The following is a 22,615-nucleotide window of genomic DNA, read 5'->3' as shown; positions in this document are numbered from 1 at the left end:
AGATACGGTTGGGTGAGTGACTCACTTGAAACTGTGGAGCCAATAACGAGGTTGGCTTCCTCTCCCCCTGGGATTATACTTACTATGATATGGAGGATAGTATGCTAAACCTATATTGAGTTTATATTCCTGAGAAAATTCAACTATACGTTTCATGAATTGTGTTCGCCGTGAATTGTTCTCCCCTCCATTATCTTGATTAATAACTAAGGTTTTTATTTCCGGAAATCGCCAACTTTTTCTGGAAGTCTCTAATCTCAACATAATTGACCGTGTCAGGAATTATGTTGAGATTTAACTAGATTTAGCACAACTGTCAATAATGCTAAGCCCGTTCGCCCTTAGGCGTGCTGTAGGCATAGACAGCGCAACTACAAACGTAATATAAGTGTTTATCCGAAGTTGATATTAATTCACCCCAAAGCATTAATACTGGAAGTGACCAAACGTGCTGATTCAAAAGAACCAGCCATCCATCCTGTCAAGTAGCTTAGATGCTCCCCACACAAATAAATGTTGCCATCGGGTTCGTTGAGTCTGGGATAGTACCTCTGTCGTAACTCCTCTGTATAAACAGCCCAGCCACCCAAGCTGTATGGGATTGTTGGCCAATAAAGGGTGACGCCGTTCTCAAAATCGTTTCTGTACTGAGAGTGGATGTTGCTGCCTTGTTCGAGTGCTAGAGCGAGACGTTGATCTGGAGACAGAGGTCCTACCTTGGCGTCATCACCTTGGTAATAGCCGATAATAATGCCTTTATTAGACAAATAACCCTCTGACGGATACCAAATCTGAACAAGGTCTTGATTGGTCCAAGTAATGCCACCGAAGATTTTCTCGTCTTCCTCCCAAAAACGGCGTCGGAACTGCAAGCCACACTTACCTGCTCGTGTGTAGAGAGCCGCAACGTTGGTAATTGCTTCCTTAAACTCGCCAGAAAAGTCTGACGGGATATCCTTAAGTACTGGTAGCGGAATGGTGCAGATGCAGTAGTCGCCTGTGATTTGTTGGTTTGTGCCGGAGCGATCCGCGTAGACGATGCTAACCCCGTTGGGTGTTTTGCGAATCTCCTTGACCTTTGATTGGAAAGCAATTTTGTTGCTGACTTTACGTTCAAGGGCTTTAGCTATTTGATCCATCCCACCAACAGGCTGTAGCATCGTCATCTGTTGCAACCAACTCCATTCGTAAGTTTCGTAGTTGGCAAATCCTAATTGAATTAACGCACTTAAATCGTAGGGATCTGATGGTGTACCTGGTTGCAAGCCAGCACCTGGATAATCAATAAAACCACGTCGGCTCGAACCTTTGTAAAACAAGTCTGGAGATAAATTTCCATACGTCCGAAGAAACTCAACTAGTTTTTCTTTGTCATCAGTTGTCAAAGGCGCGTCAATTGCATTTTGGTTAACGGCTTTAGCCAGCAGTTCTGCTATGTAGCCACGGATATCAGTCATGGCTTCGCGGGCACGGACTTTTTGACCCGACAGGGAGCCTGCGTTCTGAATGTTGTAGTAATATTCTCGTCGGTTGATGTTTGTTTTCACCTCAAGAGCAACGCCCAATTCCCGGCAGTAGTCTATTGTGATATGTTCCTGGGGAATGCGAGCAGGACCTGGATTAAAGTATAAGCCTGAATCAAATTGAGCTGTCTCCGTTTGTCCTAAAGTATCAGTAAAGCGATCTCCACCTCGAAGTGTCCAGCACCGACCACCGCTACGTTCACGTGCCTCAAGAATGGTGCAATCATAACCAACTTTACCCAACTCATAAGCACAAGTCATTCCTGCCAAACCAGCACCGAGAATAATGACGCGATTACCTCTCTTGCTAGGCTGTAGCCGAAATGAACCTCTTTGTGATGGACTCTGTGCAGTTGCTGATTTTTCTAACAAACCCAAAGCTTTCATCGCTGCATAGGCTGAACCACCAGACACAGCAACAGTTGTGATAAAATCTCTTCTTTTCATAGATACTCCTGATACCAACTATTGACCTTCATGTCTAAGCGCTTAGACATGAAGCATTTTATGGTTACCCCTTGAAAGGGCTAATTAAGTCCGTATCGTTTTGAGGAAGCGATTAAGCCTTTGTCCACACGCCACAGTAGGAACACGGAAAGAGGTGCCCCTACCAGCGCCATGTGAAACTCAATGAAAGAAGCTCTCATTCGCTAGGAACTTATGTAGTCTAGTACTAAGTCTAAGTATTTATCGACACTAAGACCTGCTCATACTGTTATTAACACATATAACAGTCCCTGGTGTATGTAAATTTATATTACTGATATCTAAGTAAATACTTCATCGATAAGTTAATAATTTTTACAAAATATTTCGCTTTAACAACAAAAACCTCACTGATGGATGCTGTTGTATCCTCAACGGCAAATCACCCTAATTTCGATTTGCGTAAATACTAGTAGAGCATAATCATTAAAAACCGTATGTTATTTAGGCACGTCATTGCGAGGAGCGAAGCAACGCGGCAATCCAAAATTACCCGGTAATTATCGATTATGCTCTACTAGTAGTAATGAGTACGAACCTCTCCCTCGCCATCGGGTCAGCTAATCCTAAAAGTGAGGCACGAAGCCCTCAGCTAGTATAGGCAGGCGCAACGCTTGAGATAGAGGGGTTCGACAAGCGATATTGCGGAAGTATGCTCGATAATAAAAGCAGTCACACCCCTACCAAATCTTTATGACACAAACTTTACGCCAGCTAATAACCTTTGAAGAGTTTGTTAAGTGGAAACCGGATAGTGGACGCTATGAACTGCACGATGGAGTAATTGTTGAGATGGTACAACCAACGGGAGACCATGAAGAGATTATAGGATTTTTAGCGTCAGAACTTACGGCAGAATTCAGGCGGTTGAATTTACCCTACTTCATACCCAAGACCGCATTAGTTAAACCACCGGAAAACGAATCGGGCTATTCGCCAGATGTGGTGATACTGAATCGACTTAATCTGATTAATGAACCGCTATGGAAAAAGGAATCTACCGTCACTCAAGGAGCATCGGTCGTACTAGCTATTGAAGTGGTTAGCACTAACTGGCGAGACGATTATTTTACAAAGGCTGGTAAATACGAAGAGATTGGGATTCCCGAATATTGGATTGTTGATTATCTTGCCCTTGGCGGTCGCAGGTTTATTGGCAATCCCAAGCAACCAACCATCTCTGTTTACTCGCTGGTCGAAGGCGAGTACCAAGTAACTCAGTTTAGAAATAGCGATGCTGCAAAGCAGCCGCTACGCGATCGCATTATTTCACCAACGTTCCCAGAATTAAATTTAACGGCAGAGCAAGTTTTTCAGCCAACATAACGAGGGTGCAGAATTTCCGCACCCTAATTACCAATCTTTCTGAGACAACAAAAACACGTAGGCGCTTCTCTTTTCCCACCAAAACCCATCAACGCCCCAACTCAAGCCACCCAACCTAACGGCAAGACTGGGTAAATGCCCAACTGGAGACGAAAGGTCGAAGGTCAATTCATTAACTTGTAACCACTTTTTCTGCACGCGCCACCCTACTTTATCGCCAAAGGCTTTGTAACTCTCGTCATTAGCTTCAATCCCCATTCAATTGTCTCCGCGTGACTAGCGTCCCACAGTCTCCGCGTCTCTTCCTTGAATTGTGGGGTTTCCGAGACGCTCCCCGCTCCCTGCACTCGTTGCCTCTTCCTTGACCGGCTCGCCAGCAAAGATTAAATTTACTATCAAAATCCGAGCACGCGATCGCAAATTTTGCTATTCTGTCACGGTTGGGTAGTGTGCGAATTACCCAGGTTCGCGCTACCGTCTAGAGTGATTATGGTGTACGGAGAACTATGCAAGCTCAGAACCAAGAGATTACTCCTGAGTTTTTCATCTTACCAAACGTAAACTTGGACAAAGGAAGCCAAGAGTTGATGACAATGGTGAATCTCTCAAAGGAGCAACTGAGAGACCGATGGAAGACTAATGAGGGTCGATACATACTGAGTAGGTGGAAGGGAAACGGATTTGACCGCAAAATCCTTGATTCACTTGTCGGCAAGTACTACGACCATACTGACTTGCGCGGCGTCCCTTTGGTGAAAGAAAACCTAACTAAGGTTGACTTAAGCAAAGTTGATTTTTATAGTGCCATACTAGAAAATTCCAAGCTAAACTTTGCAAATCTGTCGGATAGTTGGTTGTCAGAATCGAATATCAGAGGTGCTTGCTTCGATTACGCGAAAATGCCAGATGTTCTCATTGACAATACAGAATTCGATGGCAAAACAAGTTTTACTGGAGTGAACTTAAAAGTTGTTGATTTCAATTTGGCTGCTTTGCTACAGAAGCACGCTACCAATCAGCAACGAATTGAAAACCTCAAAACCAGATACCCTGTAGCCGCAGCCTTCTACAGAATCACCTGTGACTACGGGCGTTCTTTCCCAAGGTTTTTGTTATGGTGCTTGGTTGTCATTCTGGGTTTTGGCGTGGTTTATGCCGTGCTACCTGGTTCTTTAAATAAAACTGGACTGTGGAACGGACTGTACTTTTCGTTTATGACGTTTGTGACAGCCAACAGCGACGTTCAAGCAGCATCCGTCGTTGGGAAAATACTTTCCGTTATTGAAACGGGACTGGGGTACTTGATGGCTGGACTGCTCATATCAATCTTCATCAAGCAAGCTGTAGGTGACTAATGAAGCGTCAGCAAAACCCTTAGAATAAGTAGATCTATCTCGGAAGTTTCCGAGATAGAAACTACCACCCAACGCACGCGGACTTTTTACCATCAACGACACCCTCAAACAGCTCTTCTACTCCCTTCCCGCTAGAAGATTACCAAAAATGTATTATAGAGAATATAAATAAACTACAAAAAGCCTCTCTCGTTTCTGCAATTAATCAAAACGAAATGAATGTGTAGTGGTTGATAGATTTTTTGATAAAGAGCTACCATAATAGTATGAAGCGACAAAACTTTGTTTGAAAATCATTGTCAAGTAATACAATCACTCAACCCAAAATACTCCCAAAAGATGTTTGATTAAATGAAGGCACGAGGCAAACTGCGGGGTGCAGAAGGAAAGGGATCTTCCGTACTTAGTGGGCTAAAGTTTTCGGAAAATGCCAAAATAGTAAAGCCCGCGTTTCAAAATTATGGTTCTTCGGTAGTTGTTATGCTAAATTATTAATAAATCAGGGAACAGGGAACAGGGAACGGGGAACAGTGAAGAAAGGGACAAGGGAAGAAGGGAATACATCTCATTATTCTAGTTTCTTAATAAGAGCAATAATCATTCGACTTTCTTCTCTTAGTAAAGAAACAATAGGTTCTACGTCTTCTTGTTTAGATAGTCCTACTCGGTAAGATAAAATAATATGTGTTTCTAATTCATTAACTGACCCTTGAGCAATCCACCAGAAATCTGATGTATTCAGCTGTCGTCGAGCTTCTTCCATATCCTTCAGCTATGTTAGCTGGAATAGACACTGCTAACTTCCGCGCTTTGTTGAACCATGCCGTACAACTCATATTTAGGAAAAGATTTCGTCAAAAAATAGCATCTTTCAGCTATATCCATACCTTTTTGCCAAATTTTGGCTCTTCGGTAGTTGTTATGCTAAACCATTAATTAATCAGGGAACTCTTAACGGGGAACTCTTAACAGGGGAAACGCATGAAAATTCTGTAAACCTTATAAAATGAGGATTTCAACGCAAAATTTATCACGCTTCAATAATAGCTCAAACCTTTGTGAGCACAAGCATTATAAAAAAATGCTCTCCCAATCGAAGCTAAAATCATGCTCTCTTCCCTTCTTCCCTTCTCCCTATCTACACTGTTAAGAGTTCCCCGTTAAGAGTTCCCTCTTCATTACTTGTTAGGTTAGCATAACAAGTAATGAAGAACCAATTTTTTCCGCTTTCACCGTACAAACTATCTGCTAGAACAAGATTAAATCTAAACCCCATAGACCGCAATTCTTTTATCATCATCGCAGCTATTTCAGGCTTGGTTAAATATTTATCACCTGGTTGTAATCTTTCTCTCGGTTTATAAACTTCAAAGATTAGAGGAAACGTCATTCCCGATAAAACTGCATATGCTGTAACTGCAACAATGCCATTTTCGGTTTTCCCTAAATTTCCAATGTACTGCCGTTTAACGTAATCCGTTGTATTTCCTTTTTTCTTGTCTCCTGTCTCATCGATAATCAGGACTATTGGGCGACCTTGAAGTATATATAACCCACCTTCCGCACCCTAAAGTGTCACACTACGAATTTTGGACGTTTGAGGATTTGGGGTTGGCTTTAGCGCAGCTTACCGTAAGTATCGCCATCGATAATTTCCCCATCTTTGTATAAAATAAAGCTTTTATCGTTAGTAAACATCCGAGAAAACCGATTGTGACAGTAGGGGGTGCGGAATGGGGGATATAATATAAATTCTAATCTTTGTTTCCTTAATTCTTTTGTATTCCAAGGTGATTCTGTTAAAAAATGATGCAATGGTTGATGATTATCCAGCCCTACAACTTTCGCTATCGACGGTAAAGTTTTACGTTTTATATCTGATAGCATACCCATGTGTAGGTGCCTACAAGACGCGCTCCACACTTAGTTTTGTAAAAAAACTTGCGTCCAAAGTAAGTAGCATCACCATAAGGTCTTGTGCTATCAGAAAAAATAATATTTTGTTTGATGTATGAGTCTGTTAATAATCCAACTGATTGAGGCGGAAAGTTCCCAAAACCACCATTTTCTTTTCTGTCCAAATTTTCAAAATGTTCTACAAAAGTTCCTGTTTTTTCTACTCCAATAATCAGAATATCTTTTCCCTCTGTAAATCGCTTGGCTACGGTATTAATTCGGCATAATTCCTGATAAATAGCTTGACTAATCCATGCTGGTTGTCCAAACACAGCTAATTGGCCATCCAAGATAATTGCTAATCTACGTAAACTAGAAAGCCATTGTTTAGCCTCTAATGTTCTTAAAATATGCACCATCCACAATCGTTCCCAAACTTGCATTATCTCACCAAATATAGAACCATTAGTTCCAGCAGGGTTCATCCTTTCATGTATGCGTAAAGCATCAGTAGAATATAAAGAACGTGCTAGTTCACATGAGCAAGTATATTTATTTTCGCCTCGCAAATAATCATTATTTTGTGGACAATCTTCGTAAGGGCATTTTTGAGTTTGCTCTGTTCTCGGTTTATACTTTAAAAGAGCTTCATAAGTATCTAGTAAAGATTCCCCCTCTTCGGACATTCTTACTGAACTCAAAACTTCAAATATTGATTTTCTCAATGAGTCTTGAGCTGATTTTTCTCCTTCACAAATCACATTAGAACCTGGTAAAGCACAATCAATAGACTCTGCTTTTTCTATAGTTTTAAATTCTTTGGGATTTACGGGACGCTGTTGGTCAAGCTTTTGCATCTTGGCAACGTCCAAAATTACCGAGGCTACTGTTACATAAGAAGCTTCTGCGCCAGGAAAGCCATTTTTTATATCTACTTCTGCATGACTACCATCAATTGCTATCAATAACTCCGGTATCCAATCACCTGGTTGAATTCGTATTGGTCGGAGTATTTGTAGAGAGTTGATATTATCAGATGGAGTTCTAACTTTGTAGCTACCAAGTAACTTCTGAACACGTTCACTTTCTACAAGACGACGTAAAGGTTTATATTGTGCAAATTCTCCTTCGTATGGCATTATCTATACCTCAAACTTTTTAATTTGTACTGGAATAACAAAAAGATTACTTAGTGTTTTAACTCGAAGAAATCCTTTATCTTGAGCGCGACGTATTGAGGACTCAAAATCTTCAAAGTCGTAGTATTTACGGAGTTCTCTAGTCTCGTCTGTATTATTTAAATGTCCAATAAACCAGTTTGCTGTATTTTTGAGAATATTCTTTTGAATACTACTCACTTCTTGAGTAGCATACACCATGCCTATGTGATATTTTGCTCCCTCTTTTGCTGTGCGTACCCACACATCTTTCAAATCCATATCTGTACCTGCTGGCAAAAGGTTATGAGCTTCTTCCAAGTAAACAATTATTTCAGGTATATTTTTTTCTCCTTGCCGAAAGAGGCTTTGGTTCTCACGAAAAATATGCCACATTAACCTATCAGCAGATGATTTATTAATATCGGGTTCGCCACTGGATTGGTCAATAATTACTAATTTTCCATCTTTCAAATGTTGATATATTTCCACTGCATAATCAGTGGTTGTATTACTGGCATGCTGATTGCGGACTTTGCCAATTTGTCTAGAACCGTTAGGACGAACAAACATTTCGAGCAGTTTTTTTAAATCTTCATCTGCCCAAGGATCTCCAGAGGCTTTTGGGCGTTCTGTAATATACCAGTTCTCAAACTGCTGATAACTACCATCCTTATCAGTCATGAAATTGTAAAGATACTCAAATGCAGTTGCTAGCTCTGACCATGTAGGGTTTTCCTTCTGAAGAATTTTCGCAGATGATTCATAATTAGTATTTTCAGTAGTTTCTACACTTTTTTCCAAATGTGAGATTAGTTCCTTATTAAATAAGTATTTAGTATCCGGTTGAATAGTTATAGGAGCTTCAAAACCTGCTTTTTTCAGCAAAGCGCGGTAAACAAGTACACGGCGTTTATATCTTGTCATTGCACTACGGTCATTTTCATCAGGACAAAAACTACCTGTCGAAAATTTTGAATATATTTTGAACCATCCGCCACCAATGTACTATCAATAATTTCTTTTCCAATTTGAAGATTGCCTTCAACGAAAAAATTCAAAAGCATCAACTTACGTTTTGGGTCGTTAGGATGCGGCAAAATTCCATATGTTACAACGTCTTCCTCTTTCCCAAAAATATTAAATTTCCATACATTCTTTATCGCTGAAGGATTTTTCTGTTGGTTCGTATCTTGTTCATTTTCATTCGCGTATTCACCATTTGGATCAAAAACTATTTGACCTATACGAAGTGGATAATCATTTGAAAATCTCAAATTAAAAACAGACTGAAGAATAATTTTTGTAGTATTTGACTTACCAGTTCTAGTCATACCAAACAAAGCTGTTTTTTGCCCAAGCAAATCTTCTGGTATAAGCTCAACTGCTACATCTGAAATACCCTGAAATGAACGATTAGTTGATGCATAACGTATTTTACCTACAATAACTGATTGATTAGTTTGCTGTTGTTTACGTTCTGGCTCCCGATAATTGACTATAAGCGATAAAGCTTTGCTATTTGGCTTATAAACTTTTAATCCTCTGTTTGGATAGTAATTAGAAATATCACTACCAAAACGTAAGGCTAAAGAATCAACTGCTCCCATCTCAGATCCTTGGTCTAAAAAGAAAGTACCAATGACTTTGCACTTAATACCAGCAAAAGACAAGAGATTATGAGTTTGTCCATCCATCATACCTGGGCTGTCCCAGTGTATATCTTCTCCACTCGCTCTCTGACCGGCTTCTACTCTGACCCGTTCAGCTTCTGGAGCATTAGGAAGTGGAGCTGCATCCATAACACGTAACAGCAGCACAGATGCGTCTTCAGTTTTGTAGTCAATAGATTTTTCAGGGCTGATACGAGTAGCAATGAGAAAGCTTAAACTAGGAATTCCCCCTACTTGTTGACGGTAGTAATCGTGTATTTGAACTAAAGCCGTCTCGTAGCTAATGGAGTAAATTTCTCCCACATATTGTTTCGTTTGAATTATTGTTGTAAAAATTTCTTTCGCTGTTTTTTCAGCAAATTTATCTTGATCTTCTTGAATTGCCTTTTCTAATTCTGAAGCCATGCAGTTACAATTCCTCTTTTATGACAAAACTAAACAATTCATCCAAGAGTTTAGAGTTCAGCGTAAGCATTCCGCTTTCTTAGCCTTCGCATTCCACCATTTATAAAGTCCATTCATATTGAATAAAATTAACAGCTAACCATTGGAATATGCAATTATTTCTACTCCTTCAACCTGCTTGCTACCAACTGATAAATCACATCTAACCATACAGGAATCACAGGTTTACCTTCATCTAAAGAAGCGATCACCCTATCGCGATCAAACTCCATAAGTGGAAGCGCTTGCTCCTGTGTTTCCAACAACAACATAAAGCGTCTACCTGTACCCGAACTAAACAGCTCTGGTTCTTGGTCTTTCAGCGTTTTCCAGGTTTCACAAGCAATATCAAAACTCAAACCTACTGACAGCCAATATACCATAGCTGCCAATTCTACCAAGTTGATTTTTGAGTAATTTTCATCAAGTTCACAAAATTTGCATTTGAAAAGCTTTAACAGCGACGGTCTAGACGGGTAGGGGTTCAACAACCATCCTGGATAGGGGTGGGTTGAAAGCAGCTTTGGGAAAGAGGTGTAGAAGTGCGATCGCCTGTTTCAACAACCATCTTGGATAGGGGTGGGTTGAAAGATATGTAGAATGTGAGTGCAGAAACTAAAATTCTGGTTTCAACAACCATCCTGGATAGGGGTGGGTTGAAAGTCCGCACTCGCAGAACTAGGCATACGTAGGTTTTAACAACAGTTTCAGATTGAGGTGGGTTGAAAGATCGGAAGGTCCTCGGTTTAAAACTGATGGAACCTATAATAGTAGCTACGCTCATTATTGTTTGTGATAATACACGAATCTGTCAACGCGGACAATAACTTGGCAATACGGACATTAATTTGTCAACGCAGACAAATAATTTGGCAATTGACACCACTTGCCAAATTATTTGTCCAAAGCCAGCAGTCGGATTTGAACCGACGACCTTCCGATTACAAGACAGAAGGTCAAACTCTACAACCTTGGCTGTTGCTGACTTTCAAGAGCATTAAAAATTTTATGTCCTAAGATTGTCCCAAAAAAATGACTGCCCGTAGCAGTCGATGGGGTCAATGCACCCTCTGTGCCAGCAAACGTTCTCCTTTTTTTTTACAAATGTTTTTGGTAGGTGCTTATTCTCATTCTAGTGGTGTAACGGATGCAAGAATATCCTGATTTGATGCATATTAAGTCAGTTTTTATACGCATTTAATATGTTGAATACAGAAGATTATTGGAAATTGAGAAAGCATCAAATGACTCGATTATTGGAATTGATGCCACAATTGACAATGCTCAAACCAGAAACCGATGGATGCAGCCTCGTTTTAGTAGCGCCCGACGCTGCATTAATTGCTGAAGTGAAGCGAGATAGAGATTTAATTTTGGGATGGACGGCAATTGTATTGGGTGTAGACTCTTTTAAATTGCTTCAAAATGACGAAATAGTTTATTTTGCCAGTCTACAATCATTAGAAGAGTATCAAAAATTAGGCGCTATGTTGACAACAACACTGGAAAAAGAAACGGACTCAACTATTACTCAAGAACCAAAACAAGAGAAAACATTCGTACCCTGGGATTTGATAGCTACGGCGATTGGAAAAACCGAGGAGCAGTTCAGACAGCTTTCTGCTGAAAAGTACATTCCCATAGTTTGGATGAACGGCGGCAGAAGTTGGGGGATTGAAGAAAAGGATAGCGATCGCTTAATTACCGAGTATTACGAGGCGCAAAAAGAGCAAGCAATATCCAGAGTGAGAGAAAAACTGGTGAGCAAATCCGAACCCGACGTTAACATGAATGGTTCAAGTGCTACGACCGTCGCTGCAACTCCACCCGCAAAATCCAAAAAGACTGCCAAACGGATTAAGCTCCAAAAAGAATTTAGACCCGCTAACGGGAAAAATCTTTTCATGACCATCGAGCGCTATTTGGACGCTGCCTCAGACAACCCAGAAGAACAAGTGGAAATTATAAATGAGGTTGTCAAAGACAGTGCGATCGGGAACAAGCATCTTGACAAAATTATGACTTCCTATACTGGGGAGATGAGGAAACCAACTCGATTCGGGTTGCAAACAGCGTTCAAGAATTACAAAACGAAGAAACTCAAGGGTGACAGCGAGCCAACCAAGGTTGATGGGGCTGAGACTGTGGAAGCTCAATCCGAGGCAGTTGCCGAAGAAGGATAGCCGAGGGTGCGGAATTTCCGCAGATAGTTCATTGGCTATTGGGCAATGGCTATTGGGGATTGGGTGGACGGTACAAAAGCCGTAGTTGCTCTATTGGTGTTTTTAAGCACTACGGTTAGACTGGAATGAACAAATTTGCCATACACTCAATTGACCAGCCAATTTTGGACGAGATGGGCAAAGCCCTGGAATAGCACTCAGTGTCGCCGTCGTTATGTAGAAGGTGGTGACAAGATTGGCATTCGTCAGCTAGCCAAAGACAGTGGTGTGCCGAAGGGGACACTTGAAAAATGGTGTAGGGACGAGGATTGGGTCACCAAACGAGGGCAATTTCAAGACAGTGTCGAGACAACTGTCCGCGAGAAGACAGTTGAAAAAGTCAGCGAAAAACTGAGTGACGAGTTGGCGGATATCGCGATCGCAAACTACCAATCCCATAAAAAAGTCCGCGACTACGTAAACAAATTATTCGATCTAAAAATCATGTCCTTGACCGTAGATTTACTGAACGAGAATCTCACTACGGAACAAGGGCTTGAAATGATGAAAAAACATCGAGCAGATGAAATCAATCTTCTCTCGTTAGCTCTCGCCCGTGCCACTCAAGAGATTGCTGCAGCAACCGGGCTGGAATACCACATAAGCCTCAAGAGTGCTACTAAGAAGTTAAGTTCCGAGGGCTTCCAAGTTATTGACCCCAGCACTACCCCCGACAGCAGTGACAGCATCATTATCCTTGAATCAAAAGACGAAGATTAGAGCGCAGCCGGGACCGCAACGGTTGTTTTTGAAAACCAAAGCCAAAATCGCTCTGTATGGCGGGGCGGCGGGTTCGGGGAAATCTTTTGGCTTGCTTTTGGAACCCCTGTATCACATCAACAACCCCAAGTTTGGAGCGGTAGTGTTCCGCCGCACATGCCCACAAATCAAAAATGAGGGAGGGCTTTGGGATTCAAGCAGTCTCATCTATCCTCACACTGGTGCAAAAGCACGTGAATCCAGCTTGGAATGGATATTTCCCAGTGGGGCAACAGTGCGATTTGCTCATATGCAGCACGAAAAGAACAAACTCGATTGGCAGGGCGCACAAATCCCCCTAATTGAATACGATGAGCTGACGCACTTCACCGAATCACAATTTTTCTACCTGCTATCTCGGAACCGCTCGACTTGCGGAGTTCAACCTTACATTCGTGCTAGTACCAACCCCGACGCCGATAGCTGGGTAGCTGAATTAGTCGATTGGTACATTGATGCAGACGGATTCCCGATCGCCGATCGCTGCGGCAAGATTCGGTGGTTTGTTAATTATCGAGGTGAATTGCACTGGGCTGATACTCCCGCCGAATTAGATTCGCGGTTTCCCGGTATCCCTCCCATCTCTTTTACATTCATTGCAGCCAATATCTACGACAACCCAGAACTGTTAAAAAAAGACCCCAGTTATCTTGCGAATTTACAAGCGTTGCACCCGGTTGATCAAGCGCGATTGCTGGGTGGGAACTGGAAGATCCGTTTTGAACAAGGGAAAGTATTTAACAGATTTTGGTTTGAAGTTGTGGATTCCATCCCTCCAGGCAAGACAGTTAGATTCTGGGATTTAGCTGCAACCTCAAGCAGTGCCGCAACTTCAAGTAGCTTTTACACTGCGGGTGTCAAGATAAGAGAGGCGGACGGCATTTATTACATACTCGATTGTGTTGTGTCTCAGGTGGGACCGGGAGAAGTGGACGAGTTGTTGGAAAAAACCGCGATCGTAGATGGAAGGGACGTTAGTGTGCGGTGGGAGTTAGAAGGGGGTAGCGCGGGCAAACTGTATGCTTCTACTTTGGAAGCTAGGTTGTCTAAGTTTGATGCAAGCCCCGTTAAGCCACTTGGGGATAAACTAACTCGTGCTATCCCCGTCGCTACTGACGCTTACGCTGGCAAGGTTAAACTGTTGAGGGGAGGATGGAATGATAGTTTTTTAAGCGCTCTTCAAGGCTTTGATGGTGCCAAGCGTCGCCCGTTAATTAACGATATCGTTGATGCTACATCTGGAGCGTATGCTGAAATCAAAGTTTTAGGGAATACTGGTTTTGATATGTGGTCAATGATTTCAGAGTAATATGCTTAACAAGTTTCTAAAAATATTTACTTATTCAGTCGTGGTAGTAAGTACTGCTATAAATGTATTTTATCTATCTAGGAACGATCGCACCCTTGAAGGGATATTCCTTACTATTACCTCTTTGTCAGTAACGTGTTTGTGGATGTATCTTCAAATACGAACATTCCGACAAAAACAAAGTGCCAAAGCTGAAGTGTTACGCATAACGAGCTTGTCATTCCCTTTGGGCGATCGCGATATAGGAAGATTGGTAAAAGCAGCTGACTTGAGTGGTTTATCAACTGAAGACTTGAGCGATATTTTGAATATATCTTATGCAACAGCTTCATCTTCAACAGGAGTTGTAGAAAAATCTGATTGTAAATACAACGCAAAATCTCCCCATCTTCGTTGCGCTGTTAACCCATGCGGTTCTTGTGAAAGTTGTAAGTATTTTGAGGTTTAACTGTGCAACAGAATTTTGATGTATCCCCTTTAGAAAATGCTGTCATCGGGCTTGGCGATCGCCGCCGTGACCCGCACGAAGCAACGAAAGTCCGAAACCTAAGTGGCGTCTACGGTCAGGAAACTTTAGATGCTTACTATACCTCGTCCTGGGCTTGTCGTAGAGTTGTAGAAATCATGCCCCGACTGATGACGAGGAAATGGGGAACCTTTACTCTTGGTGGGGATAAAAATGACCCTAGTTTGATAGAATATGTTCACAACCGTCACAAGCAATTGCAAGTTCGCAAGAAATTCAAAAAAGCTCAATATTGGGCGAATTTATATGGACAATGCAATATATTGATGTTGGTTGATGATGAGACTGAGGACTACAGTCAGCCAGTAGAAGAGAGTAGAATCGCGAAAATCAAAAAGCTAATTGTGCTCGATAGATACAAATTGTACCCTGAAGGAACAACAGCTTACGAACGGTTAGATCCAGAATACTATACCTTAGCTACAAGTATCAGTAGTAACAAAATCATTCTTCCTAATAGCCTTAATTTCAAAAATAAAGTTCACAAAACTAGAGTTCTACCTTTTATAGGAAACGATTTACCAGATACACAAAAGTCTCGTAATGCGGGGTGTGAAGCGTCAGTTTTAGAACCGTTTATTGACGTTTGGGAAAGGTTTTTTACCAGCTATGCCGCAATATCTAGAGGATTGATAGACTTTAACATTTTCGTCCACTACATGGACGGATTATTTGAAAAACTGTGGCAGGGTGGTAAAGAAGCTGAAGAAAAGCTTAAAAACCGATTGCAAATCAATCAAACTAGTAAGAGTCTTTACAAGGGTTACGCAGCAGATCTTTCCAAAGAGAAACTAGAAATTTTATCGCGTAACTTTAGTGGAGTGGGTGACGTTGCCGATCGCCTAAAGTCGGAGTTGGTCGCTGCCAGTGGTTTACCTGGTTCGGTGCTGTTTGGTGAGTTCGCTGCTGGGCTGGATGCCAGTGGTAAGATAACCGGCGAACAGCGCTATCTCAATGATTTGGTAGAGGAAGGTCAACAGGATAAGTTCAGCGATAACATTGACGCGCTCAATTCTTATTTGCTACAGGAAGATGAAGTGAAATCCGCTCCCACTTCCTATGGCTTTCTTTGGCATCCACTGTACACCGAATCGCCCAAAGAAAAAGCGGATATATTCAAGGTTTACGCTGAAGCTGACAAGATCAACATTGAAGATGGGGTGTACTCCCAAGAGGAAGCTAGGACTAGGCATGAGGGTGACAGCTTCCGAACTGAGATTACTTTACAAGCAAGAGCCGACAGATTTGATGCACTGAGGTTGGCTGACCTTGAAAAAACGGGCGGGCGGGTTCGGTACAAGGGTAAACTATATGCCCCCAACAAGCCTTACAAGGTAGGCGATCGCTATTACGTCCTTGCCACCAAAAATGGTTATGTACAGTTGGTGACGTTTTCACCAAGCGATGTGAACACGAATCTATCTGCGGAAAATCCGCACTCTCCAACTTACTGGGCGAACCTTTACTTTAGTTTTGCACCCAATACAGATAGCGAGGACGATGCACCGAACTACCGCAAAGCTAGTGGCGATAGTAAATGTGTTAACTGTCAGTACAGTTATTCTGGCAATAGCGACGGTACGGGGTGGCTAAACTGTGACAAGTTTGATTTTGAGGTTAAGCGCGACTACGTTTGTGACGACTGGACTTTAAGACGAAAAAACTTGAAATCTGATGATGCTACCAGAGCACAAAAGATTTTAGAGTGGCAAGGTTTTAAAATAGGGGTTCAATATTTCCCCTTCCAAGAGAGGCACGGCAAAGTCCTAAAATCTGGGTACGGATTTTTTCAAAAAACAAAAGGTGCTGACGGGATGGCTGTGGACGTATACATTGGGGTTAAGTTAGAGTCATCCAAAATTTTTGCCGTTGAACAATTAGTCAATGGTGAATTTGATGAAGAAAAAATGGTCATTGGTGTTGATAATATTAAAGAAGCGAAGGAAATTTATTTATCCGCTATGCCATTGGAATTTTTTGGTGGAATCAAGGAGATTGGTATTGACGAACTCAAGGCGATGCGAACTGACGTTGCGGATTTTCTGACCATCAGTGGCGATGTATTATCTGAAGAAGAGTTTGACGTGATCGCTACTATCGATGACGAGGACATCGCTGCCGCTATAACTAACTGGAAGCAAGTCGCCCCCAACGTTTACAGTAATTTGCTAGATGCAGAGGTTTTATGAAAACATTTCAAATGGATTTCCAAAAATTCATTAACTCTTTGACTTTAGAGCAAGAGTTCTTTTTAGGAGGATATTTAAACGATTGTTTAAATCCTGAATATTGCCCAAACCTCCCGTCATTGAAAGCTTTTAGAGATAAGCTTCTTGATAAACTCCGTTCTCGATCTGATGAAGAAAATAAGGCGATCGCAGCGAAGGTGCAAGAAAAGTTTTTCACGAGGGTCTATTGATGAACGAAACTGTTTCACTGCTTTCTGCTATCAGTATTGTGGAGTTAGCTGTTATCTTAGCCTTAACTATTGCTTTGAGCATTGAGCGCAGCGACAATTATAAGCGCGTAGGGCAATTTCTGATAAAAGCTAATACACTTGCTAGAGCGCAAGAAATCTCAATAGCTACAGGAATTCATCTAAGACAAGTTTATCAAATTTTAAAGTGGATGGAAAAAGATAGCTTTGTAATCAAAATAGACAAGCATGATAATGTTGCAACCGCGTTATATAGTTTATACCCAACTTTGTCAAAAACGGATATCTTAGATGAAAAATTCAAAATTCCACTGGGGAATTCAAGCGATCTGGAATCCTGACTCCGCTTTAGATGTTTTTGGATTTGTACGGGGATGGAAGTGGATGCAAAGCGATCGCCATGGATACAGTTTTTGCATCGGATATCTTGTTATCGTCTTTGGAAAAGCCGATGATTCGCAAGGATATATAGACCCCTTCGATGAAAAAGGTTTGTGGTAAAATGCTGACATTTGATGCCGCTACCGACAATCCATTATTTCAGTGGGAAAAGGGAACCAACCGCTACAGAAATAAAACCACAGGGCGTTTTATTTCCAAAGAAGCTGTTTACACTTTGACCCAAAAACGCATTGAAAATGTCAAGCAAGATTTGGGTCAAATTGCTCAATTACTGCTTGACAATAAAATCACTTTAAGAAGTTGGCAAGAACAAACAGCAGAAGTTCTCAAAATTCTCCACACCCAAGAGTACTTGTTAGGCGTGGGCGGTCAAAAAGCTCTTAAAAAATCCGACTATTTAGAGATAGGAAGAGAACTTAAGAATCAATACGATTATTTGAGAAATTTTGCAGTTGAACTAACTCAAGGGACAATAACAAGAGCGCAGTTTAAGGCAAGAGTCGATCTCTATGCTGAAGCTGCCAAGGTATCGTTTTTCCGAGGGGAGAAGGTAGCAGCAATCAGAGTAGGATACACTCATGCAAAACGGTTGCTGGGTATCGCGGAACATTGCTCTCAATGCCCTCAGTACGCTGCTAGGGGTATCGTGTTAATTGATGAAGTGATATTTCCCACTCAGGCGTGCGATTGCGGTACTCGTTGTCATTGCCGCCTACAGTTTTTGACTTTGGAGGAGGCGATCGCAGGATCGTGACTTATTATTACCCTTGGGATGACGATGAAGACGATGAAGACGAATTCCTTGAAGACGAGGAAGAATTTGACTGCGGGTTTATGCCGGGTGAAGGTTGCTTGCTTGCGGGTACGGAAGATTGTGATTTTGAATGCCCCTACAGCGATAGGTTGATGGCTCATCCTAGTTACCCAAATATTCAAACTGTGGCGTTGATAAAGGAGATTGAATGAACATCTTAGACCTATCTAGCAAAAAGATAGCGGCATTGTACCGAGCATTGTACAAAGAGCGATCGCAAGCCCCAATTGGCGAGCAATGGAAGTACGGCTCTCAACTTAAGTACCTTGAAGCAGCGTTTATAGTAACGAGAGAAGAGGAAGAACTTTTTGGTAAAGGCAGATAGAAAAATCGCCCTTGTGGAGCGATTCTGCGTTAATATATTGCGCTTTTCATAGTATCAAAAAATGACAAGTAGCAATGCGAATTTGTAAATTTTGTTCAAGTGAGTTTATCCCTAAATCAAAATCAGAATTTTGCTCTTTAAGCTGCTCGTGTAAAGCGAGAGGTGTTTTTACTAAAGAGCAATATGATTGGGTAGAGTCTAGACTTCAAAGATTGCCACCACAAGAATTAATTGATGAATTCATCAGACAATATCCGGGTTGTAAACGCAAGCAAGTGCAGTCTGTAATCACGAGAACCGCCAAAAGTAAAGGTGTTTCTTCAAAAGCGTCAATTGGAATGTGGACTCCAACGGATTTAGCTAAAACTTTGGGGATATCTTACGAGCGTGTCCGATCTTGGATTCGCCATCACGATTTAAAAGTTTTGAGACGAGAAGGGGCGACTTGGCGCGGCAATAGAACATTTGTGTGCCGCAAAGATTTTGAAGATTTTGCGGCGGAAAATGCAAGTCTTCTCCTTGGCATCAAAACCAGTCGTGTTCGTAAAGTTATCAGAAACAAGAAAGTTGTAGAAAGAGTTTTGCCGATCGCAAGTCGCCCCAGACCGAGAGATGCCGTCATTGTGCGACTAGATACGGGCGTTGTCTACGAGTCAGCCAAAGATGCTTCGAGGTTGCTAAACTCTGAAGTGACTGATAAAGGAATTCTTTACAACTGCTCTAGCGACAAACCGATGATTAACGGCATGAATTGGTATCGACTGCAATATCCGTGCTTTGAGGTGCCGTTGGAGTTGAAGGCGGAATTCTTGTACTATACGGGACAAATCTTTTATGAAATTTATTTGGAACTTTGCAATATTGATGGCTTCACTAAATCATGCTTGATTGTTGCTGCTAGGAATGCGGTGCGGATATCCATTGGGGTGTTCAAAAAACAATGTTTGCAAGCGTCTCGCAGTCAGCCCCTTACGCCCAAACAAGAATTAGCAAGAACTTATCAGTCAATCATGCTGCAAAGAATTAAAAAGCTTTACGGGCGGAGAGAGACAGACTGTCACAGGAGTTTACTTAACGCGATCGCACAACGAGTTTATAATATTTTTTATTCAATTTTAAAGCATGATTCAAAGACACGATACTACGCTGAAGAGTTCGCTTTACAACTATTAGACGAGCAATCGCAAAGATTTTTTAAGAATGAGTTTGTTCCTAAAGGATACCAGCCCTCTGGTTCGCTTGAAAAAGCGGATTACTATCAACACCTTTTCAGTTCAACTTGTTGTGCTCGGATTTACAATGACGCGGGTGGGAGTATTATGCTTTACGTTGTCAAAGCTTTTCATTTTATTAAAAAGCATTTGCAACCTGGTAGCGAGTACAATGATGCGTTAGATTATCATCAAAATAACGAAGTACCCGAATCTGAAGAATTAGCTCAAGTGTTGTTTGAGTTAGAAGAGTTGAATATTAGTCAAGAACTAAAGCTTCTTGTGACTCAATACGTTTCTATTTTTCTTGAGGTACAAGATTTTGAAGAAACTAGGACTAAATTAGGTTTGAAAAGTGAGGACGAGCAGATGATATTCAGTGTACTGAAGAAAGCTGCTATGCCTTTTTAGCCAATACCCTCAAAATCGGGGACGATAACTTCGTTACGCTTCGCGATCGCAACAGGTATTCTTTCTGCATCAAATTCCATATCAAAAATCCGCACCCCACCCGGAAGGAACGCCATAATTGCTAATACTTCAGCTAAGAGATTGAACGCTTGTGCTGATAGTCCCGGTTTCTTCTCAATTTTGAATAATATGGCTTCTGAAAAGCTGGGTTCATCTAAAGTGCGATTCGTAAACTCATTGAGTCGCTGTTGGTAAAAATCCCAATTACTTTTGATGTCCCCTCTTTGTTTGATACGGCGGATATGAAGGGGAACGGCAATTGCTAGCATATCTGGCAATAGACTCATGAGGGGGTGCGGAATTTCCGCAGATGAAAAATGAAAGAGTATCCAATATACGTAGATACCACAAATTTGCAGAAATTTGCCAAGCGACTCAAGGAAGTCCGCAAGCTTGGCATCCTAGACATTTACAGGCGGTTCTACCAGTACTACCGTACTAAAACTCGCGCTAGATACCTTAGAGCCGCCCAAGAAACACCCTATGCTCCCGCTAGTTTAGGAAGAAGGAAGCGCAACGGCACTATCATCACCGAAGGATCGCTGTTTGGTATTGACACTGGGGCAATGTTCGAGGACTACACCCAGAACGTCAAAATTGACGATTCTGGTTTGCGGGTATGGTCTGAAAAATTCTACGCCGGACTGGTGGAAATGAAATTTCAGGAGAAAGGACCAGCACCGGAAGGGGTGCTATTTGTTGACGACAATGACCTTATTGAGATGGAATTTATTATCCAGGGAGAGGTCAGCGAGGCTCTTGACGAGGTGTTGAAAAAATACTAAGGGCAAACTACCTAGATGCGTGTTAAAACTGTGTGAAACTGTTTTACTTTACACATGGCTAACCAACTCTATAACGGCATCAAGCAGAACACGGACGTAGTTCTTGAAGACCTTGAAACCCCAGGACGCATTCTTGTTATCCCCAACGCTTCAGAAGTATCCTACGACCCCGGAATTGAACTCGAAGAAGTGATGGCTTCCACTCCTTTGGGCGTTATGCAAATCGTGGATGTATATCCCAAGTCGCAAAACCCAGTAGTCAATTTGACATTCCCCAAAAAGACTCCCGAAATCTTGGGGATGAAGATGGGATTGAAAATGGCTACAGAAGCGAGCATGTCGTCTTTTGTTGCTCGTAATGGGTTTAAGGTCGAAGGAACCAGTTACCCAGCGGCGACGACCGGGTATGAGGGCTTTGGGATTACAGCCGACATTGAAGGTGCTATAGCTTCCTATTTAGATGAAGATGGAATTAGTGTTCCATTAACGCAGGGGACTTTTGCGACTTTCTCTACCGGGTCTCCAACGCTATCGTTCGCAGTCGGTCTTAACGGAGCAATGAAGTTCAGCGATGATCTGATCGGCAAGTATGTCAGCTGGCGAATTCCCGTCACCATCACCGATGGCTTGTATTTGTCCGAAGCCGCATTTAACCGCTTCAAAATGAATCTTGTGTTTGTCCAAAACGATTTGCGAATAGTCTCGGTTGGATTCCGTGAAGTTATCGTTCCAGGCGATGGAGAAATTAACTTCACCGAAGCCACAATGCAAGTCAGTTTCCGCGTCGTTTATAACGGTGCCGGTTGCCTGCCAATCGAAATCAAATACCTCGGACAAGCTCGTAAATGTCAGCACGCTTAGCCTTAATTATCGATCTGGGTGATGACTTCGCGATCGCCGGTCCCGTTCCGCGAAGTCATTTATCCGCACTGGAGTCACTGTTAGGATACCTCCATCAATGCTGGCAGCAAGATAATTTTAGGGTTAGCGATCGCAGTTGGTCTGTTATCGAACGGATTGCTGCATTGATGCCACGGGTTGACAAGCCCGGAACTTTTGGGTTTGACGTGCGGAAGTTGGCGATCGAGAGGGCAGAATCTCTGTTCTTGGGTCAAATTGTAGCCGGGGAAATTAAACCCTGTGAAGTACTGGAACTTCATTCGTTCACTGTTAAGACTAAGCCACCCAAAAAAGAGGGCGAGCCTTTGACGCCTGCGGATATTTCCATAGAGTCTAGTGGATTACCGGATGCAGATATCTTTGCTTCTTTGATTAATTTGGATGAGTCTATCGAGGGAGCTTGGCGGATTTGGTCAACGTTTGACGCTCAAACGATTAATGCCATTATTGGGCAGTTAAATGAGTTGAGGCGCGATCCACAAGAAAGGTTGACTGAATACCTCAATCAGCGCTTTGAAGAGTGGAAGCGAGAGAATCAACAGACTTATCTGCAGGCATTGGGGATTGGTTGAAAATAGTTATGTTGATTACTGT

At 42.0% G+C, this 22,615-nt stretch carries 28 protein-coding genes and 3 pseudogenes; 18 read left to right on the top strand and 13 right to left on the bottom strand.

Annotated features, from left to right (window positions below):
• Positions 1 to 69 precede the first annotated feature (69 nt).
• Positions 70 to 246: pseudogene (locus WA1_RS52915) on the bottom strand (ISAzo13-like element transposase-related protein); the annotation flags it as partial.
• 167 nt (positions 247 to 413) lie between these two features.
• The gene (locus WA1_RS19125) at positions 414 to 1,970 is read right to left on the bottom strand and encodes a flavin monoamine oxidase family protein (RefSeq protein WP_017741961.1); all 1,557 of its coding nucleotides are present in this window, start codon (positions 1,968 to 1,970) and stop codon (positions 414 to 416) included.
• A 732-nt stretch (positions 1,971 to 2,702) separates the two neighbouring features.
• Between WA1_RS19125 and WA1_RS19120 the strand changes: the two genes are divergently transcribed.
• Entirely contained in the window at positions 2,703 to 3,335 is a 633-nt protein-coding gene (locus tag WA1_RS19120; RefSeq protein ID WP_017741962.1) for a Uma2 family endonuclease, read from the top strand.
• 27 nt (positions 3,336 to 3,362) lie between these two features.
• Here WA1_RS19120 and WA1_RS19115 read toward each other — a convergent pair whose 3' ends face one another.
• Entirely contained in the window at positions 3,363 to 3,593 is a 231-nt protein-coding gene (locus tag WA1_RS19115) for a GUN4 domain-containing protein (protein WP_017741963.1), read from the bottom strand.
• Between the two features lie 248 nt (positions 3,594 to 3,841).
• Between WA1_RS19115 and WA1_RS19110 the strand changes: the two genes are divergently transcribed.
• Positions 3,842 to 4,690: a pentapeptide repeat-containing protein gene (locus WA1_RS19110; RefSeq protein ID WP_017741964.1), complete on the top strand. Its 849-nt coding sequence runs from the start codon at positions 3,842 to 3,844 to the stop codon at positions 4,688 to 4,690.
• A 568-nt stretch (positions 4,691 to 5,258) separates the two neighbouring features.
• On the opposite strand, the gene WA1_RS59955 is transcribed toward WA1_RS19110, so the two are convergent.
• From WA1_RS59955 to WA1_RS57070, 9 genes and pseudogenes are all read right to left on the bottom strand, one after another.
• Positions 5,259 to 5,453, bottom strand: a complete 195-nt coding sequence (locus WA1_RS59955; RefSeq protein WP_272819176.1) for a four helix bundle protein — start codon at positions 5,451 to 5,453, stop codon at positions 5,259 to 5,261.
• Positions 5,389 to 5,526, bottom strand: a complete 138-nt coding sequence (locus WA1_RS59950) for a four helix bundle protein (protein WP_272819175.1) — start codon at positions 5,524 to 5,526, stop codon at positions 5,389 to 5,391. Before WA1_RS59950 ends, WA1_RS59955 begins: the two co-directional genes overlap by 65 nt.
• Positions 5,527 to 5,903: 377 nt before the next feature.
• Positions 5,904 to 6,242 (bottom strand): annotated as a pseudogene (locus tag WA1_RS52910) (transposase); the annotation flags it as partial.
• 191 nt (positions 6,243 to 6,433) lie between these two features.
• A pseudogene (locus WA1_RS59945) lies at positions 6,434 to 6,595 on the bottom strand (transposase); the annotation flags it as partial.
• The gene (locus WA1_RS19090; protein WP_017741965.1) at positions 6,562 to 7,725 is read right to left on the bottom strand and encodes a DNA double-strand break repair nuclease NurA; all 1,164 of its coding nucleotides are present in this window, start codon (positions 7,723 to 7,725) and stop codon (positions 6,562 to 6,564) included. The pseudogene WA1_RS59945 and the gene WA1_RS19090, both read right to left, overlap by 34 nt.
• A 3-nt stretch (positions 7,726 to 7,728) precedes the next feature.
• Entirely contained in the window at positions 7,729 to 8,670 is a 942-nt protein-coding gene (locus tag WA1_RS58735) for an ATP-binding protein (protein ID WP_201789105.1), read from the bottom strand.
• Positions 8,667 to 9,821, bottom strand: coding sequence for a helicase HerA domain-containing protein (locus WA1_RS58730; protein WP_201789104.1), 1,155 nt, complete (start codon positions 9,819 to 9,821; stop codon positions 8,667 to 8,669). Before WA1_RS58730 ends, WA1_RS58735 begins: the two co-directional genes overlap by 4 nt.
• Positions 9,822 to 9,982: 161 nt before the next feature.
• Positions 9,983 to 10,243: a hypothetical protein gene (locus WA1_RS19080; RefSeq protein WP_017741966.1), complete on the bottom strand. Its 261-nt coding sequence runs from the start codon at positions 10,241 to 10,243 to the stop codon at positions 9,983 to 9,985.
• A gap of 101 nt (positions 10,244 to 10,344) precedes the next feature.
• Complete coding sequence (locus WA1_RS57070) at positions 10,345 to 10,500, bottom strand: hypothetical protein (protein ID WP_158516659.1); 156 nt, start codon at positions 10,498 to 10,500, stop codon at positions 10,345 to 10,347.
• Between the two features lie 152 nt (positions 10,501 to 10,652).
• Here WA1_RS57070 and WA1_RS55110 point away from each other — a divergent pair, with 152 nt between their 5' ends.
• The 13 genes from WA1_RS55110 (at position 10,653) to WA1_RS19025 (ending at position 20,276) form a co-directional block, all read left to right on the top strand.
• Complete coding sequence (locus WA1_RS55110) at positions 10,653 to 10,877, top strand: hypothetical protein (protein WP_148662721.1); 225 nt, start codon at positions 10,653 to 10,655, stop codon at positions 10,875 to 10,877.
• Between the two features lie 227 nt (positions 10,878 to 11,104).
• A complete protein-coding gene (locus tag WA1_RS19070) occupies positions 11,105 to 12,043 on the top strand; it encodes a hypothetical protein (RefSeq protein ID WP_026134501.1) in 939 nt (312 codons plus the stop codon).
• A gap of 135 nt (positions 12,044 to 12,178) precedes the next feature.
• Positions 12,179 to 12,802, top strand: a complete 624-nt coding sequence (locus tag WA1_RS19065) for a hypothetical protein (protein WP_017741968.1) — start codon at positions 12,179 to 12,181, stop codon at positions 12,800 to 12,802.
• On the top strand, positions 12,762 to 14,150 hold the full coding sequence (locus WA1_RS19060; protein ID WP_026134502.1) for a terminase large subunit domain-containing protein: 1,389 nt from the start codon (positions 12,762 to 12,764) through the stop codon (positions 14,148 to 14,150). The genes WA1_RS19065 and WA1_RS19060 overlap by 41 nt, the downstream gene beginning before the upstream one ends.
• A gap of 1 nt (position 14,151) precedes the next feature.
• Positions 14,152 to 14,598, top strand: a complete 447-nt coding sequence (locus WA1_RS19055; protein ID WP_148662719.1) for a DUF6464 family protein — start codon at positions 14,152 to 14,154, stop codon at positions 14,596 to 14,598.
• Between the two features lie 2 nt (positions 14,599 to 14,600).
• A complete protein-coding gene (locus WA1_RS19050) occupies positions 14,601 to 16,865 on the top strand; it encodes an anti-CBASS protein Acb1 family protein (protein ID WP_017741971.1) in 2,265 nt (754 codons plus the stop codon).
• Positions 16,862 to 17,095: a hypothetical protein gene (locus WA1_RS19045; protein ID WP_017741972.1), complete on the top strand. Its 234-nt coding sequence runs from the start codon at positions 16,862 to 16,864 to the stop codon at positions 17,093 to 17,095. The genes WA1_RS19050 and WA1_RS19045 overlap by 4 nt, the downstream gene beginning before the upstream one ends.
• Positions 17,095 to 17,454 carry a hypothetical protein gene (locus WA1_RS19040; protein ID WP_017741973.1) on the top strand — a complete coding sequence of 120 codons (360 nt, stop codon included), beginning with the start codon at positions 17,095 to 17,097 and terminating at the stop codon, positions 17,452 to 17,454. The genes WA1_RS19045 and WA1_RS19040 overlap by 1 nt, the downstream gene beginning before the upstream one ends.
• Positions 17,405 to 17,614 (top strand): hypothetical protein, encoded by a 210-nt coding sequence (locus WA1_RS55105; protein WP_148662718.1) that lies wholly within the window; start codon positions 17,405 to 17,407, stop codon positions 17,612 to 17,614. The genes WA1_RS19040 and WA1_RS55105 overlap by 50 nt, the downstream gene beginning before the upstream one ends.
• Positions 17,595 to 18,269 (top strand): hypothetical protein, encoded by a 675-nt coding sequence (locus tag WA1_RS19035; protein ID WP_017741974.1) that lies wholly within the window; start codon positions 17,595 to 17,597, stop codon positions 18,267 to 18,269. Before WA1_RS55105 ends, WA1_RS19035 begins: the two co-directional genes overlap by 20 nt.
• On the top strand, positions 18,266 to 18,481 hold the full coding sequence (locus WA1_RS19030; RefSeq protein ID WP_017741975.1) for a hypothetical protein: 216 nt from the start codon (positions 18,266 to 18,268) through the stop codon (positions 18,479 to 18,481). Before WA1_RS19035 ends, WA1_RS19030 begins: the two co-directional genes overlap by 4 nt.
• Complete coding sequence (locus WA1_RS57065; RefSeq protein ID WP_017741976.1) at positions 18,478 to 18,654, top strand: hypothetical protein; 177 nt, start codon at positions 18,478 to 18,480, stop codon at positions 18,652 to 18,654. The genes WA1_RS19030 and WA1_RS57065 overlap by 4 nt, the downstream gene beginning before the upstream one ends.
• Positions 18,655 to 18,866: 212 nt before the next feature.
• Positions 18,867 to 20,276: a helix-turn-helix domain-containing protein gene (locus tag WA1_RS19025; protein ID WP_158516657.1), complete on the top strand. Its 1,410-nt coding sequence runs from the start codon at positions 18,867 to 18,869 to the stop codon at positions 20,274 to 20,276.
• Here the strand turns inward: WA1_RS19025 and WA1_RS19020 are convergent.
• Positions 20,273 to 20,623 (bottom strand): BAR domain-containing protein, encoded by a 351-nt coding sequence (locus tag WA1_RS19020; protein WP_017741978.1) that lies wholly within the window; start codon positions 20,621 to 20,623, stop codon positions 20,273 to 20,275. The genes WA1_RS19025 and WA1_RS19020 overlap by 4 nt on opposite strands.
• A gap of 30 nt (positions 20,624 to 20,653) precedes the next feature.
• Here WA1_RS19020 and WA1_RS19015 point away from each other — a divergent pair, with 30 nt between their 5' ends.
• The 3 genes from WA1_RS19015 to WA1_RS19005 are packed head-to-tail and all read left to right on the top strand — an operon-like array spanning position 20,654 to position 22,593.
• Complete coding sequence (locus tag WA1_RS19015) at positions 20,654 to 21,121, top strand: hypothetical protein (protein WP_017741979.1); 468 nt, start codon at positions 20,654 to 20,656, stop codon at positions 21,119 to 21,121.
• A 54-nt stretch (positions 21,122 to 21,175) separates the two neighbouring features.
• Positions 21,176 to 21,982, top strand: coding sequence for a hypothetical protein (locus tag WA1_RS19010; RefSeq protein ID WP_017741980.1), 807 nt, complete (start codon positions 21,176 to 21,178; stop codon positions 21,980 to 21,982).
• On the top strand, positions 21,967 to 22,593 hold the full coding sequence (locus tag WA1_RS19005; protein ID WP_017741981.1) for a hypothetical protein: 627 nt from the start codon (positions 21,967 to 21,969) through the stop codon (positions 22,591 to 22,593). Before WA1_RS19010 ends, WA1_RS19005 begins: the two co-directional genes overlap by 16 nt.
• The last annotated feature ends 22 nt before the right edge of the window (positions 22,594 to 22,615 follow it).

It is taken from the genome of Scytonema hofmannii PCC 7110 (assembly GCF_000346485.2).
Classification (GTDB): Bacteria; Cyanobacteriota; Cyanobacteriia; order Cyanobacteriales; family Nostocaceae; genus Scytonema; species Scytonema hofmannii.
Note: the sequence above shows the minus strand (reverse complement) of the source record. Positions and strands in the feature narration are given on the sequence as shown.

Coding starts and splice junctions, on each gene's coding strand:
- WA1_RS19120 (WP_017741962.1), top strand. CDS start 2,703: ATGACACAAACTTTACGCCAGCTAATAACCTTTGAAGAGTTTGTTAAG.
- WA1_RS19010 (WP_017741980.1), top strand. CDS start 21,176: ATGGCTAACCAACTCTATAACGGCATCAAGCAGAACACGGACGTAGTT.
- WA1_RS19015 (WP_017741979.1), top strand. CDS start 20,654: ATGAAAGAGTATCCAATATACGTAGATACCACAAATTTGCAGAAATTT.
- WA1_RS19035 (WP_017741974.1), top strand. CDS start 17,595: ATGAAAAAGGTTTGTGGTAAAATGCTGACATTTGATGCCGCTACCGAC.
- WA1_RS19125 (WP_017741961.1), bottom strand. CDS start 1,970: ATGAAAAGAAGAGATTTTATCACAACTGTTGCTGTGTCTGGTGGTTCA.
- WA1_RS59955 (WP_272819176.1), bottom strand. CDS start 5,453: ATGGAAGAAGCTCGACGACAGCTGAATACATCAGATTTCTGGTGGATT.
- WA1_RS19070 (WP_026134501.1), top strand. CDS start 11,105: ATGACTCGATTATTGGAATTGATGCCACAATTGACAATGCTCAAACCA.
- WA1_RS19040 (WP_017741973.1), top strand. CDS start 17,095: ATGAACGAAACTGTTTCACTGCTTTCTGCTATCAGTATTGTGGAGTTA.
- WA1_RS19115 (WP_017741963.1), bottom strand. CDS start 3,593: ATGGGGATTGAAGCTAATGACGAGAGTTACAAAGCCTTTGGCGATAAA.
- WA1_RS57070 (WP_158516659.1), bottom strand. CDS start 10,500: ATGGTTGTTGAAACCAGAATTTTAGTTTCTGCACTCACATTCTACATA.
- WA1_RS19090 (WP_017741965.1), bottom strand. CDS start 7,725: ATGCCATACGAAGGAGAATTTGCACAATATAAACCTTTACGTCGTCTT.
- WA1_RS58735 (WP_201789105.1), bottom strand. CDS start 8,670: ATGACAAGATATAAACGCCGTGTACTTGTTTACCGCGCTTTGCTGAAA.
- WA1_RS19055 (WP_148662719.1), top strand. CDS start 14,152: ATGCTTAACAAGTTTCTAAAAATATTTACTTATTCAGTCGTGGTAGTA.
- WA1_RS55105 (WP_148662718.1), top strand. CDS start 17,405: ATGAAAAATTCAAAATTCCACTGGGGAATTCAAGCGATCTGGAATCCT.
- WA1_RS57065 (WP_017741976.1), top strand. CDS start 18,478: ATGAACATCTTAGACCTATCTAGCAAAAAGATAGCGGCATTGTACCGA.
- WA1_RS58730 (WP_201789104.1), bottom strand. CDS start 9,821: ATGGCTTCAGAATTAGAAAAGGCAATTCAAGAAGATCAAGATAAATTT.
- WA1_RS19045 (WP_017741972.1), top strand. CDS start 16,862: ATGAAAACATTTCAAATGGATTTCCAAAAATTCATTAACTCTTTGACT.
- WA1_RS19005 (WP_017741981.1), top strand. CDS start 21,967: ATGTCAGCACGCTTAGCCTTAATTATCGATCTGGGTGATGACTTCGCG.
- WA1_RS19110 (WP_017741964.1), top strand. CDS start 3,842: ATGCAAGCTCAGAACCAAGAGATTACTCCTGAGTTTTTCATCTTACCA.
- WA1_RS59950 (WP_272819175.1), bottom strand. CDS start 5,526: ATGAGTTGTACGGCATGGTTCAACAAAGCGCGGAAGTTAGCAGTGTCT.
- WA1_RS19020 (WP_017741978.1), bottom strand. CDS start 20,623: ATGAGTCTATTGCCAGATATGCTAGCAATTGCCGTTCCCCTTCATATC.
- WA1_RS19080 (WP_017741966.1), bottom strand. CDS start 10,243: ATGGTATATTGGCTGTCAGTAGGTTTGAGTTTTGATATTGCTTGTGAA.